Source organism: Haladaptatus sp. W1, from assembly GCF_001723155.1.
GTDB lineage: Archaea > Halobacteriota > Halobacteria > Halobacteriales > Haladaptataceae > Haladaptatus > Haladaptatus paucihalophilus.
Genome location: NZ_MEIH01000292.1, coordinates 1 through 14280, shown reverse-complemented (window position 1 = coordinate 14280; position 14280 = coordinate 1). Strand labels below are relative to the sequence as shown.

General features: G+C 58.3%; 11 protein-coding genes and 3 pseudogenes. 12 read left to right on the top strand and 2 right to left on the bottom strand.

What is annotated here, in order from left to right; all coding sequences use genetic code 11:
- The 11 genes and pseudogenes from BG842_RS14100 to BG842_RS14055 all read left to right on the top strand — a co-directional run.
- Positions 1-196, top strand: a 196-nt coding sequence (locus tag BG842_RS14100; protein ID WP_254663172.1) for a hypothetical protein, incomplete at its 5' end; no start/stop codon positions are given.
- Between the two features lie 113 nt (positions 197-309).
- A pseudogene (locus BG842_RS31710) lies at positions 310-1152 on the top strand (CoA-binding protein); the annotation flags it as partial.
- 668 nt (positions 1153-1820) lie between these two features.
- Positions 1821-2483 carry an acetate--CoA ligase family protein gene (locus BG842_RS31705; RefSeq protein WP_342764807.1) on the top strand — a complete coding sequence of 221 codons (663 nt, stop codon included), beginning with the start codon at positions 1821-1823 and terminating at the stop codon, positions 2481-2483.
- 341 nt (positions 2484-2824) lie between these two features.
- Positions 2825-3295 (top strand): helix-turn-helix domain-containing protein, encoded by a 471-nt coding sequence (locus tag BG842_RS14090; RefSeq protein ID WP_254663171.1) that lies wholly within the window; start codon positions 2825-2827, stop codon positions 3293-3295.
- 293 nt (positions 3296-3588) lie between these two features.
- Complete coding sequence (locus BG842_RS14085; RefSeq protein ID WP_069451223.1) at positions 3589-5409, top strand: ABC transporter substrate-binding protein; 1821 nt, start codon at positions 3589-3591, stop codon at positions 5407-5409.
- Positions 5410-5415: 6 nt separating this feature from the next.
- Complete coding sequence (locus tag BG842_RS14080) at positions 5416-6399, top strand: ABC transporter permease (protein WP_069451222.1); 984 nt, start codon at positions 5416-5418, stop codon at positions 6397-6399.
- Positions 6399-7319: an ABC transporter permease gene (locus BG842_RS14075; protein WP_069451221.1), complete on the top strand. Its 921-nt coding sequence runs from the start codon at positions 6399-6401 to the stop codon at positions 7317-7319. Before BG842_RS14080 ends, BG842_RS14075 begins: the two co-directional genes overlap by 1 nt.
- Positions 7316-9408 (top strand): annotated as a pseudogene (locus BG842_RS14070) (dipeptide ABC transporter ATP-binding protein). Before BG842_RS14075 ends, BG842_RS14070 begins: the two are co-directional and overlap by 4 nt.
- Before the next feature lie 126 nt (positions 9409-9534).
- Positions 9535-9987, top strand: a complete 453-nt coding sequence (locus tag BG842_RS14065) for a universal stress protein (protein ID WP_069451220.1) — start codon at positions 9535-9537, stop codon at positions 9985-9987.
- A 130-nt stretch (positions 9988-10117) separates the two neighbouring features.
- Complete coding sequence (locus BG842_RS14060) at positions 10118-10363, top strand: antitoxin VapB family protein (RefSeq protein WP_069451219.1); 246 nt, start codon at positions 10118-10120, stop codon at positions 10361-10363.
- Positions 10360-10758 (top strand): PIN domain-containing protein, encoded by a 399-nt coding sequence (locus BG842_RS14055; RefSeq protein ID WP_069451218.1) that lies wholly within the window; start codon positions 10360-10362, stop codon positions 10756-10758. The genes BG842_RS14060 and BG842_RS14055 overlap by 4 nt, the downstream gene beginning before the upstream one ends.
- Before the next feature lie 151 nt (positions 10759-10909).
- Here the strand turns inward: BG842_RS14055 and BG842_RS14050 are convergent, their stop codons facing one another.
- Both BG842_RS14050 and BG842_RS14045 read right to left on the bottom strand, forming a co-directional pair.
- On the bottom strand, positions 10910-11455 hold the full coding sequence (locus tag BG842_RS14050) for a YdeI/OmpD-associated family protein (protein ID WP_069451217.1): 546 nt from the start codon (positions 11453-11455) through the stop codon (positions 10910-10912).
- A gap of 20 nt (positions 11456-11475) precedes the next feature.
- Entirely contained in the window at positions 11476-12420 is a 945-nt protein-coding gene (locus BG842_RS14045) for a VOC family protein (RefSeq protein ID WP_069451216.1), read from the bottom strand.
- A gap of 457 nt (positions 12421-12877) precedes the next feature.
- Here BG842_RS14045 and BG842_RS27610 point away from each other — a divergent pair.
- Positions 12878-14081 (top strand): annotated as a pseudogene (locus tag BG842_RS27610) (inorganic phosphate transporter).
- Positions 14082-14280 lie beyond the last annotated feature (199 nt).

The window sequence follows — 14280 nt, the reverse complement described above, 5'->3', positions numbered from 1 at the left end:
GGGCGACGACCGCGAAATGCTAGAAAAGACCATCGAGACACCCACCGAGACGGTCGTGGATTTCGGCTTCGACGGCAAACTCGCCGTCCATCCCAACCAGACCCCCGTAATCAACGAAGCCTACACCCCGAACCCGGACGAGATAGACTGGGCCGGGAGGATTCTCGACCGCACAGCGGCCGCGGGGATTCGGTGACACCCCTCCCCAAGAATCGTGGTGTGATCGTGGAGTGGTACTTATAGGGTGAAGATAATCGACCCCCATCGGGGACAGGTTCACGCGGGTGCTGGAGGAACCGACTCAGTGCCATGACGACAATCGGAACCGAAAGCACAGAGTCACGAACGACGCCGGAACTGGGATCGCTGTTTGATCCCGACTCCGTCGCGGTCGTCGGCGCGAGCCCGGAATCGTTCTACTCGGGCAACCTCGTCGACAACCTTCTCGACTACGGCTTCGATGGGACCCTCTACCCCGTCAATCCGAACCGGGAAGAAGCCTGGAACCGCCCGTGTTTCGACACCATCGAAGATGTGCCGGAGACCGTCGACCTCGTCGTTGTGAGTGTCCCGCGCGAGTACGTCGTCGATGTCGTCCGTGCTGCAGGCGAGCGAGGTGTCCCTATCGCGCTCGTCCTCACGGCGGGATTCGCCGAGGCGGACGAAACGGGGGCCGAACTGGAATGGAACCTCGCCGCGACGGCTTCCGAGGTCGGAATCCGGGTGGTCGGGCCGAATTGTATCGGCGTGATGGCCGCCCGGGGTGCGACGCTCACCTCGACGTGTTCACGCAAACCTGGGCCGGGTGGAATCGGTCTCGTCAGCCAATCAGGGGCGCTGGCGTTCACGACGTTCTTCGAGCGGGCGACTGACCAGGACCTGCACTTCAGTCACATCGTCTCCACTGGGAACGAGACCGACCTGACGCTCACGGATTACGTCGCGTATCTCGCCGAACAGGAGAGCGTTGACGTCGTCTGCACGTACGTCGAGGGAATCGACGACCCGGAACGGTTCATGCAGGTCGCCGAAGCTGCAGTCCGCAACGGCACGCCTGTCCTGACGGTGAAGATCGGCCAGTCCGACCTTGCGGAGGAAGCCACACTCTCGCACACGGGATCGCTCACCGGCGATGACGACGCCTGGGCGACGGCCTTCGACCAGGCGGGGGTCCAGCGTGTCCCTGACATCCCCGACCTCCTCGGCCGTGCGAACGCGCATACTGCCTACGACGCCCCGGACGGTGCCCGCGTCTGTATTGCCTCGACCAGCGGTGGTCTCGCGAGCCTGCTCGCCGACATGGCTGCTGAGCGTGGCCTCTCCCTCCCTGACATCGATGGGGAGACCGAACGTGTGCTACTGGAGATGGACGAACTCCTGACCTATGGCGAACTACACAATCCCGCTGACATTCGGGGGTACGGTGCCGATTCGATCCCCGAAATCGCCGATGCACTCTTCGCTGACGACGATTTCGACGCGTACGTCTTCGCCATCGGTCTCTCGGGGGTCGATGACCGCGCAGCCGACATCGCCGCCGATCTGGAAGATATCACCGACCGGGCCGAGGACCCGGTGTACGTGCTCTGGACTGGACGCAAGGAATCCGATGACCCGACTGAGACGCCACCCTACGCTCGGCTGCGCCAGTCGGTGCCGGTCTATGAGGACCCGAGCCGGTGTCTCGACGCCGTTGCGTCGACGTGTGACTTCGCCGCCGACCGCGACCGCCTCGCCGACCGGCCGCCACGGCACTCGCTTCCCCCGCACACAGTGAAAGCGGTTCAGGGAACCCCGATACCGACGTACTTGATGGCGACCTGCCGCGAGGACGGGTCCTCACGTGGACGGAGGCCGAGTCGCTGCTCTCCGCGTTCGACGTTCCGACGGTCGAGACCCGGTTGGCCACCGACGCTGACGAGGCGGCTGCCGCCGTCGAGTCGATACCCGGACCTGCCGCCCTCAAGATCGACTCGCCGGAACTCCCGCACAGGACCGACGCCGGCGCCGTCCTGCTCGGTGTCGACTCCCCCATGAAAGCACGCGAGGCCTATGACGACGTGGTTTCGGCAGCACGGTCCCACGTCGACGATAGCGACATCGAAGGCGTGCTGGTTCAGCCCATGATCGACGACGGTGTCGAAACGATGGTGGGGGTTGCCCCCGGGGACGTGTTCGATTCGCTCGTCACCGTCGGTGCCGGTGGTGTCCTCGTGGAAGCGCTGGACGATAGCGCGACACTGGTCCCGCCGTTCTCGCGATCGGACGCACGGCGAGCGGTCAAAGAGACGGTCCTTGAGGACCTGCTCATCGACCGACGAGATGGGGACTCCCTGCCAGTCGATCGGGTCGTCGACCTGCTCGTGAACGTCGGGGGCCTAGCTCACTCCGTGGACGGCGTCGTCGAACTCGACTTGAACCCTGTTGTCGTCACTGAAGACGGCCCCATCGCCGTCGACGCACTCGTCCGCACTGGTGAGTGAGCCGACATAGCCAGAGGCGAATCTTAACTAAGTGACCAACGTTTTATATAGTACACTCAAAGGGAGTGTACATCTGACCAGGGTGATTCAAGATTCTACGCATCGAGTTCCAGACCACCCCGTCCGGTGTCATCAACGACTTCAGGACGCTGGTCCCTGACGTTCGTCGAATCGAATTTGAGAACGCCTTCTACGCTGACGAAGGCGACTGGATCGAATCGCTTCTAGTCACGACTGATAGTGAGCTTGACCTGGAAGCGGCAATTGAATCTCTCTCCCGGGCAGAACTGTTCCACCACGAAAAGGTGTCGACGGACACCTCCGAACAGCCGACGTACCGGTTGACCATCGTCGCTCACGAGCCATACCCGTTCATCCTTGGTGTAATTCTACGAGAAAAGGGTGTGCCGAACCGGCTGAAACTACACGGAGACCACTTCGACGGGGTCGTCACGGTGAATGTATGGGAAGACTTCCGTCGGCTGGCAGACCGAATTCAGGAGCAGTTCAGCCGGTTTGAACTCCTGAGCGTGAATCAGGTAGAGACGACAGGCGAACCGCTCGGAAGCGGACAGCTCGGTCGCGTCCTCCGGAATGAACTTTCGCAGCAACAGTTGACCGTCCTCAGGGCTGCCCACTCTATGGGCTATTTTGACGTTCCACGACAGGCGTCGGCAGACGACATTGCAGAGGAACTGGACATCGCCCAGTCGACTCTCAGCGAACGTCTCCGGCTCGCCGAGAAGCAACTCTTCGACCTCGTCTTCTCCACCGAAGAAGAGTCGTCGAACGCTGAGTCAGACGACAAATAATCGGCCGGACCCAGCCTGGAACGCACTCCTCCGAACACATATATAATTTTACTAATTCTACAATATATAGTTTCAATTATTATTAGTACTGTGGCAGCGGGTCGGATGAATCCGGTGGATACGGGTGTGCATATAAAAAATGATGATGATTGGCCGGTATCGGGAGTAGATTCACGCCAGTAAGTGGGAAAGGATGGCATGCAATGACGCAGGGAAAACAATTCGAGATTGAGACAGGTTCTGTTTCTCGGCGCAGGTTCATCCGGATCGCAGGCACAGCTGGAATCGCTGGATTGGCCGGGTGCCAGAGCAACAACAACAGCGACGGTAGCGGTGGCGATGGCCGCACCATCAAGACCAAGTTCTGGGAGGAGTGGCCAGTCGAGACAAAGGGGAAATCGGTCAACGACAAAGCCGTCAAGTTCGAGTACAACGCGGTCGAGGGGCAGCCGGTGTCCGCCGTGGATATACACTTCGCGCAGTCGGAGACGCCGTGGATGCGCGAGCACGCGTTGATGATCAAGGACTCGTTCAACTCTCTCGGTGTCCCGACGAACCTCGTTAACGTCCAGCCAAGCACCCGGTACGGCGAGTACTGGCGTGCCGACATCGGACACCCGACGCCCGTCGTTATGAATCTCCACGGACCGGACCCACAGCGGGGACTCGACCCGAATCCGTTCCTGATGCGCGCACATCCTGAGACGGGAGGGAACTACTACAACTACAAGAACGACGAGATTACCGAACTGCTGGACGAACAGGCTGCGACGATTGGCAATGTGGAAAAACGCGCCGAGCTCTGTAAGAAGATCCAGAAGAAACTCAGCAAGGACGCGTACGTTATCGCCTCGAACTTCCCCGACGTGATCACGGTGGCCAACACCGCCGACTGGAAGGGATACGTTCCGACGCCGGGGAACGGGACGACACGCGACTCGTTCATCTGGACGCAGGTGAACCTCCAGCCCCAGGGCAACTCGACTACGTGGGTCAAAGGCGTCCTCACCGGAATGCAAGGAACAAATCTGCCCTGGTCGACCGGGGGAATGGAGGAGAAGCGTCTGTTGAACGTCTACGACGGCCTCTACGACGCGTCCCCACAACTGGAGATCGTCCCAAGTCTCGCGACCAAGCACGAGGTCGTAGACGAGACTACCGTCGAGATGGACCTCCGTGAAGGCGTCACCTGGCACGATGGCAAATCGTTCAGTCCCGAGGACGTGAAGTTCAGCGTCGAGAAATACAAGCAGCACACGGCACCCCAGCAGGGACCGTTCTACCGGACCATCGACAGCGTGGAAGTCGTGTCGAACAGCGGCGGCGGCCGCGTCCGGTTCAACCTCACTGAACCCGACGCATCTTTCCTCACTCAACGGGCCGTCCGCAGCGCCATCATCCCGAAACACCGCTGGAAGGATATCGACAGCCCTGGCCAGCACAACCCGAAGAACCCCATCGGGACCGGCCCATTCAAGTTCGTCAACTGGGAGCAAGGAACCGAGTTCAGGCTCGAGAAGCACGAGGACCACTGGCTCTGGGACGACGACATCCGCAAGAAGATGCTCGGCAAGCACTTCGTCCCCGGTGACGGTATCGACAAACTGGTTGAGACCAATGTTGGGAACATCTCGACCCTCATCGGTGCGATGCAATCCGGCGATATCGACGCTATCGGGACGACCGTCTCGAACCAGCAAGCCGACCGCGCGGCCAAGGCCAACGGGGTCGAGAAGCAGACTGCTAAGAACTACGTTCCGACGGACGTTCACCTCAACCACATCGTCCCGCTGTTCCGGGACAAAACGTTCCGCGTGGCGCTCAGCCACGCGGTCGATAAGGAGGGATTTGTCGAGAATGTGCTCGGCGGGCGGGGTACCGCCATCGAGGGGCAGCGTCTGATTACGAGCCTGTTGACGCCCTTCGCTGCCGAGACGGACCCGTACAAATACAACGTCGGCAAGGCCAAGACGATGCTCCAGAAGGCGGGATACACGTTCGAAGGCGAGGACACCCTCGTCTGGCCGGAGGGTGATGCCTGGGACGCCTTTGCCAAGCGTGTTGAGCACGGTCACGCCACCCACACAGGGCTCGACCAGCCCGACTTCTCCTGATCATCCATGAGTTTTCGAAGATTCCTCATCAAACGGACCGCGATCGCGGCGATACTAACCCTGGTGTCGGTCAGTATCATCTTCGCGACGCTTCGTCTCCTTCCGAGTGACCCGTTCAGCGGTCTGGTCGCTTCCGGCTCGCTGACGGCGGATCAGGTCACAAAGCTGCGCGCGATGTACGGCCTCGACGAACCGATATACGTGCAGTACCTGAAGTACGTCAGGAACCTGTTCACGTTCCAGTTCGGGGTCTCTCTCACGCAGCAACGGCCGGTCGGAACCATCGTCGTCCCCGCACTGGTCAACACGCTCGTCCTGCTGTTGCCGGCGCTCGTCGTCACGGCGATCGTCAGTTCCATCGCTGGCATGTACGCCGGCTGGAACCGCGGGTCGTGGTTCGAACAGTGGTCTATCGTGACGACCACGTTCTTCCGCGCGACCCCGATTTTCGTCACCGGCATCTTCCTGCTCATCATTTTCTCGTACGGACTGAACTGGCTGCCCGCCTTCGGGATGCGCAGCCCGATGGCGAACCCACAGGGCTACGCAGAAAAGTTCCTCTCCGTCGACTTCCTGAAACACTACATCCTCCCCTTCACGGCGTCGGTGCTGTTTTTCAGCGGCGACTTCTTGATGCTGGCCCGCAACTCCATCGTCGAGAGAAAGGGTTCCGAGTTCCTCAAGCTCCATCGTGCTAAGGGGCTCTCGGAGCGAGAGCAGCTCGCCCGTGCCGGTCGCAACTCTTTGCTTCCGCTGGTGACCTACTTCGCTCTCCGGACGGGGATGATTTTCCAGGGTGTCATCACTCTGGAAGTGGTCTTCGCGTGGCCGGGTATCGGTCGCGCACTCGTCCAGGCGATACTCAACCAGGACTATCCGACCGTCCAGGCCGCCGTGTTCATCATGGCGCTGGCGGTTATCGTGATGAATCTCACTGCCGACTTAGCGTACGCGAAACTTGACCCGACCATCGAAGCAGGTGATGTCTGATGTCTGGATACTCGCTCGACGCCGATACCGTGAGAGACCGTCTCCGTACCGAGCTCGACCGTTCCTACCATCTCATGAGTGTTATCTGGCAGGACACCGCCGCGAAGGTCGGCCTCATCATCCTCATGGTCTTCGTGTTCATGGGACTGTTCGGCCCACACATCGCCCCGCACCATCCGATCGAGGACACGCTCCGCCAGGATTACTCGATTATGAAACTGCAGAGTCCGAACTCGAAGGCACTCTTCGGGACGACGGCCTTCGGCAAGGACGTCCTGAGTCAGTTTCTGGCTGGTGCCCGGCCAACGCTCATCATGGGATTCTTCGGTGGCGTCGGGACCGGCGTGTTGGGCTTCCTCGTCGGACTCACGAGCGGCTACTTCGGTGGCCGGGTCGACGAGGGGCTGATGCGGCTGACCGACCTCACCTTCGCGCTCCCGCTGCTGCCAATGGCGCTGGTGATACTGTCGTTCGTGACGCCGAATGTCTGGCTCATCACCGCTATCCTCGTGATCTTCCTCTGGAAAATGCCTGCGCGAGTCATCCGTTCAGAGGTGATGACAGTCAAAGAGCGAACGTTCGTGAAGTCGGCCCGGGCGAGAGGGGCGGGCCACCTCCGCACGATGTTCCTACACGTCGCACCGAACGTACTGGGCATCGGGTTCCTGTACACGGCGTACGCAGTCGGGTGGTCCATCGTGGTTGGCGCGTCGCTCGCATTCCTCGGTTTCGGCGACCCGACGACGACCTCATGGGGGCGAATGCTCCAACAGGTGTTCCGCTCGGGCGCGATCCGGGTCGCCTGGTGGTGGGTCCTCCCGCCATCGTTCGGTATCGCTGCAGTGACTACCGCGGTCTTCCTCGTCGGCCGTGCGCTTGAGGAGATCGTCAACCCCGAACTCAAGACTGAACAAGAATGAGTCTACTCGAAGTCAACGACCTCAAGATCGCGTACCAGACCCCAGACAGCGAAGTCCACGCCGTTAACAACGCCTCCTTCTCCATCGAAGAGGGAGATAACTATGGCCTCGTTGGCGAGTCCGGCTCCGGGAAGTCGACTCTCGCGAAGGCAGTTCTTGGACTGCTCGACGACAACGGTGCGGTCCGATCTGGGAGTGTCACGTTCAAAGGCCGCGACCTCGTCGGCCTGTCCGAAGAGGAGTGGCGGGACGTCCGCTGGGAGGAGATCGCCTACATTCCCCAGAGTGCGATGGACTCGCTCGACCCGGTGATGGATGTCGGTGCACAGATACGCCAGGCAATTCGCAAGCACAAGAACATATCGAAGGCCAAAGCCAACGAGCGAGTGGCGGAAGTCTTCGACATCGTCGGCCTCGACCCGGCTCGGACGGGCGAGTATCCTCACGAGTTCTCCGGTGGCATGCGCCAGCGCGTCACCATCGCGATGGCGCTCGCACTCGACCCAGACCTCATCATTGCGGACGAGCCAACGACCGGGCTGGACGTTATCGTCCAGGACAAGATCGTTCACAAGCTCATGGAGATTCAAGAGGAGATCGACAGTTCACTACTGTTGATCACCCACGAGGTCGGCGTCGTCGCGGAAACCTGTGACGAGGTGTCAGTGCTGTACGGCGGGAAAGTAATGGAGCAGGGAGACACGTTCGACGTCTTCCACGATCCCCGGAATCCGTACACGATGGGGCTAAAGAACGCCTTCCCGGAGGTCGACGAGTTCGATGAACAGGCGATATCCATCCCGGGTTCGCTTCCGGACCTCACCGAGGCACCGACAGGGTGTGTCTTCCGTAACCGGTGTCCGTTCGCGACCGAGCAGTGTGAGAGCGAGCACCCTCCCCTCGTCGAAAGTGGCGAACAGGTGTCCGCTTGTTACTACGCTGACAAGGTGAACGAGATGCAAAAGCAGGCGAGTGATCCCGAAACGTGGGGCATCGACGTGCCTGAAGAATCCGAGTCGCGTGATCTGGGCGAGGTTATCGTCGAGACCGACGGTCTGGAGAAGTGGTTCGAGCAGTCACAGCCCATCATCGAGGACCTTCTCGGCGAGGAACCGGATTACGTCAAAGCCGTCAACGGCGTCGACCTCGATGTCCGTGAGAGCGAGATCGTGGGAGTCGCCGGCGAGTCCGGCTGCGGGAAATCGACACTTGCCGAAGTAATCTCGGCGCTCCAGTCGCAGTCTGGTGGGGATATCCTCATCGACGGGGACCCGGTTGACGACCTGCTGGAGGAGGATGCCCAGGAGTTCCGCTCGCAGGTCCAGTTCATCTTTCAGGACCCGTTCGATTCGTTGAACCCCAGACAGCGGGTGCGGGCCGCGGTCAGCGAACCACTGAAGATTCAAGGACACACCCCCGACGAGATCGATCGGAGAGTCCGCCAGACGCTCGCAGACGTGGGGCTCAATCCCCCGAGAAGTACCTCGACCAACACCCCGACCAGCTCTCGGGGGGCGAGCGCCAACGTGTGGCTATTGCACAGGCGCTGGTGCTCGAGCCCAAACTGCTCATCTGTGACGAACCCGCCTCGATGCTCGACGTCTCGTTGAAGGCGAACATCCTCAACATCCTGCGCGAGATGGCCGACGAGCGAGACATCGGCATCGTCTACATCTCCCACGACTTGGCGAGCCTCTCGCAGATCACCGACCGGCTGGCGGTGATGTACCTCGGTGAAATCGTCGAGATGGGTACCACTGACGAGGTCGTCGAGAACCCCAGGCATCCGTACGCGGCGTCTCTCCTTTCAGCGTCACCGAAGGCCGACCCGCAGATCGACCGTCAACGGGTGTTGCTCCCAGGTGAACCGCCGAACCCGATCGAGCTTCCGGGTGGCTGTAACTTCGCCCCCCGCTGTCCGAAGGCCACCGAGGAGTGTCGACAAGAAGACCCCGCCCGCTCGACGTTCGAGGACGGCGAGCACGAGGCGGCGTGTCACTTCCCCGTCGAAGACATCGAAAGCGAACTGCTGGCCCACTACGCACGCGAACGCGAGCGACGCGAGCGTGAGTCCGCCAAGGAGGCGTAGACGATACCCGCGTCACCCGCGTTCGAATCACGGAACAGCGCGAGCAACCATCCGGTATTCCATCGGTGGCGGTGCGAAGCTGAATCCGCCGGTGGTCTCACAGCGAACCATTCACGGAGACTACACATGTCGATACTCACAGCTGTCGGAGAGGAACTGCACTCGAACAAGCCGCTCACCGTCGGGTACGACCTCGCGACGACCTACGACGAGCAGTTAGTCGTCCTGCACGTGATTCCGAAAGAGAACTTCAACAAACACAAAGAAGCGGTCAAAGGCACGCCAGCGTACGATAACTTTGCCATCAGTAAGGAGGAGCAAAGTGGGGCTGAAGTCGCCCGTCAGGCCATCCACGAATTACTCGACGACTACGACATGGATCGAATCGAAACTCGAGGTCGTGTCGGCGACCCTGCCGACAAGATACTGGCCGAAGCCGAGTACAGCGACCCCAAATATCTGGTGATTGGTGGACGGCAACGGTCTCCAGTTGGGAAAGCAGTCTTCGGGAGCACGGCCCAGAGACTGTTGTTGAATGCGTCTTGTCCTGTTGTGTCTGCGATCGACGACGGCGAATAGAGGCGCAAAGAGCTGGCTGTTAAGGTAGTGGTCTCACACCTCTTGCCCCTATCGAACTACAACGAATGTGCCTGAATCGGATCCCACAAACACAAAGACGAAGTAGCGTCAACACGAATGTCAACGTACGATGGGCACGGCGAACGAGCAGATTCGCGTTAGCGATACTGTGAAGCGGGAATTAGAACGCCGGAAGCGAGAAGGTGAGAGCTACAACGACGTTCTTGAACGTATGCTCGGCGACAATAGCGGCGATTTCGCTGATGGATTTGGTCGCTGGTCGGACGAAGAGGCTGAACGCGTCCGTGAGGGTCACAAACAGGCCAAAGAGAAGCGAAAGGCACGGATGCAACAACTCGGTAGAGGCGACACGTGAAGGTTCTCGACACATCGTTTCTAATCGACTACCTCGCAGGTGTTGAGTCCACTAAGACGTTCTACAAGGAAGCAGGTGGTGCCGAAGAGCAGTGGATCATCCCTCTCGTTGCGTATGCTGAGGTGCTTGTCGGAGCGGGCAACCTTCCAAATGGTGACGTCGACGGAGTGCGTGCTGATTTCTCCTGGGGAGAAGTATATACTACCGACAAGCGGACAGCGATTGCCGCCGGGAAAATTGCAGACGAGATCGCTCCCGGTGGTCCGTATCTCGACGGACCTGATGCTCTTATTGCTGCGGTTGGTCGTGAACTCGATGCACCAATAGTTTCAGGAGATGGTGACCTGACTCATGAAGAGACACAGAAAGTGATTGACGTCGAAGAGTACCGATAAGTCTCTTGGGAAGTCGGTAGTCGCCACATTTACACCCTCCGTGAGTGTTCGCTGGACACATCCAGCGACTCGGATTCTAACACCTTCTCAACTATCTGCACGAACTGCTCGTCAAATTGCTCCCAGCCATGCGAGTCGTAGACGTCCCACGTCAGCGATTTTCCATCGGCTCAATCAGCACCCCACTCTTCGATATGTCGGGGACGGTGCAGGCGCTGCGGTCAAAACAACATGGTCTGCGCTGACCATCCTCCAGTTTCGAACAGGCTGTCTCGATCCGCCGCTCGCGCGTCTCAGACTTTTTCGCTGAGCGGATCCAGCGGATATATTCCCAGCGTGCTTTCGTCGTGATATCCTTCCAGAGAGTCTGTGCCTCTGGATGGTCTGCAAGAGCATTCTCCAAGTCCGCTGGCACCGTGGGTTCCGGCCATTCGCTTACCGGCTCAATCTCCAGTGTCACGGTGTCGCCAGCGTCTACTCCAGCGTTTTCACGTATGGATTTGTTTACCTCGAACCAGTGGCTTCCCTCACCGTCTGGTTCAAGCGGAGTTCGAAAGTGGAATCCGTTGATGGTTCCGCAGGCCATCACCATGCCGCGTGATGGGAGCTTCTCACTCGCGCGCTCAGGTAGCCTGAGGACTGTCCGCGAGCCGATTGTGACCAGTTGAGCGGTAAAGCGGGTTTTTGATCTTGCCATTGTTCTTTGGTTAATGCAGCTTAGTTTCCGTCATATGCTACTTGCAATTCTGTGATGTCGAGATTCTTCATCTCCAGCAGTGCCTCCATCAGGCGCGCATTGGCCTCGCGGTCGTCGTCCGGCAGCTCGTTCAGCATCGTCGGCGTAATCTGCCACGAAACGCCGTATTTGTCCTTCAGCCAGCCACACTGCTCGGCCTCGGGTGCCGCGCTAAGTGCGTCCCAGAGTTCGTCGATTTCGTCCTGACTTTCACAGTTGACGATGAGGGAGACGGCTTCGTTGAACGCGAAGTCCTGTTCGACGCCGGTATCCATAACGGCCAGCCAGACGTCCTCGACTTTGAAATCTCCGAAGGCAAGCGCCCCCTTTTTCGCTGGACCGGTGTCTTCCGGATACCGTTCTAAGTGGCCCAGTTCGGTGCCAGCAAAGACATTGGTGTAAAAATCGATGGCTTCCTCGGCTTTGTTGACGTTATCCTGCGTAAACATGAGGGACGGTACCAGATCCGGCCGCCAGTCGCCTTCGTTGCTGGGGAGGATGAGCTGCCACGTGACACCGTATCGATCCTGCACCCAGCCGTAATAGTCGCTGAACGGATGTTCATCAAGCTGGATGAGTACTTCCCCACCATCGACAAGCCGTGCCCATAATTCATCTATTTCCTCTTTTGTTTCTCGACTCACGAAAAACGATATCGACGGGTTGAAACTGAACTCCGGCCCGCCGTTGAGCGCGACAAACGAGAACCCCTCGACCTCGAAGGAAACCGTCATCACGCTGCCGGCTTCCCCGCCCGTTATCTCCTGCCCAGCATCCGGGTAATGGGTCGTGCCCTTGATCGCCGCGTTTTCAAACACGGAGGTGTAAAACTCTGCGGCTTCCTCTGCCTGGTTATCAAACCAGAGATTCGGAGTGATTTTTTGCCTGGATTCGACCGCATTTTCTGTTTCAGGATATGATGTCATTCCTACACCCCTCCAGTGGAGATAGGCTAGCAAGCATCATATAAACGCGCCAAGTGCAGTGAAAGTGAACCAACACTATCCGTGTCACCATTCTCCTAAAATAAGATATATGAAAGACTGAAGCGGTGGTTCGTTCGGCAGTTCCGTCCGTCCCGTTCGCACGCACGGCCAGCACGGGAAGCTATCGAGACCGTCACAGTCGCAGTCGTCTGGTTCGGACTCGTTGTCATCCTCCGACGAGAAGGCCTTGAGTGTTCCGTCATTAGTTGTGTTCTCGAAGGCAGCCATGTGTTTGCAGTCGGCGTTACAGCGGACGATCGTACATGGACTTCTGATCGAATATCACGGGGCGATCTCTCAAAAAATATTTTGAATGATGGTTCAGGGCGCTCATTCAAGCAGCGGAACTATTGTTATTGACGATGAATATGGCACGAGGTCACATTACAAAGAGCAGATGGCTATCCTGACATCATTCATTGTTGTGGCTGGTGCGATCACCACGAGTCTAGCGATGGCGTGGGCACTAGGCGCGAGTAGTAATTCACCCCCTTTTGCACCAGCGGTTGGTGCAAATGCCCTATCGACGATGCGCGCCGCATTTCTTCTGGGAATACTTGCTGCTTTAGGAGCGATCACACAAGGTGGCAATATTTCGAAAACGGTGGGAGAAGGGCTGATAGCGGGCGTTCAATTAACACCACTCGCAGCGATTGCAGGTCTACTGACAGCGGCAGGCTTTATTGCACTTGGAGTTCGGACAGGATATCCGATTCCAGCTGCGTTTGCAACCACGGCGTCGATCGTTGGCGCGGGACTGGCACTTGGTGGAGAGCCTGCATATGGGACCTATCGTGAGATTGTAACATTCTGGGCAGCAGTGCCGGTGATGTCGATCTCAATCGCCTATACAACGGGCTACTTGCTCCGTCGCACCAGTCTTTCCGAACAAATTACGCTCCCGATCCTCGGTGGAATCGTTGGTATTATCGTTGCGAATATGCCCTCGGCACTGATTCCTGCTCCTGGTACTGCACAGGGAACCATCGCGAGTTACGTCTCTAACTCACTAGAAATGAGCGTTCCGACGATAATTGGGGCGTATGATCTCGTGATGGTGTCTACGAGTTTGATTCTGGGACTATTCGCAGCCGGGTTACTTCGACGAACACTCAATCGTTCGATCGACCGTGGAGTTCGGCTCTTTTTGATTGGTCTCGGAAGTTTAGTTGCCTTTTCGAGCGGTGGCAGTCAAGTCGGCTTAGCGACCGGTCCATTGGAACCCCTGTTTGAATCACTGCTGCAACTTCCGGGGACGATTTTGCTGTCGTTCGGAGCAATTGGGATTCTATTAGGAGCCTGGATGGGGTCGCCACGTATTCTCCAAGCAGTCGCCCGTGATTATTCGTCGCTTGGCGTTCTACGATCAATTGCAGCGTTGATTCCGGCATTTATCATCGCTCAAACCGCGATAATTCTCGGCTACCCGATTTCATTCAACAATATTATCCTCTGGAGTATCATTGGAAGTGGCCTAACTGAAGGGACAGAAAGTATCCGTCCGAAAAACAAGTTATACAGTCGCAATTTGGCTGCTCACGCTCTTTGGTGCAGGAGTCACGGGATTTATATTGTATCGTATATTTGCCGTAATTCTGTAAACGGGGCCAAGCATAAAAGGAGGACTACCTACCGAGAAAACTGGCGAGTACACTATTTCCGTGCCGTCGTTAGCCAGGTTCTAATTGAACATCGGGATTCGAAGTCCCGATCAGAACGAGTCAGTATGAGTGTTGGTCCGAAGCTGCCATTCTAGTACTGCAGATTCCCGATTAAAGGGTTATCTCCTCTTTTCAGGGA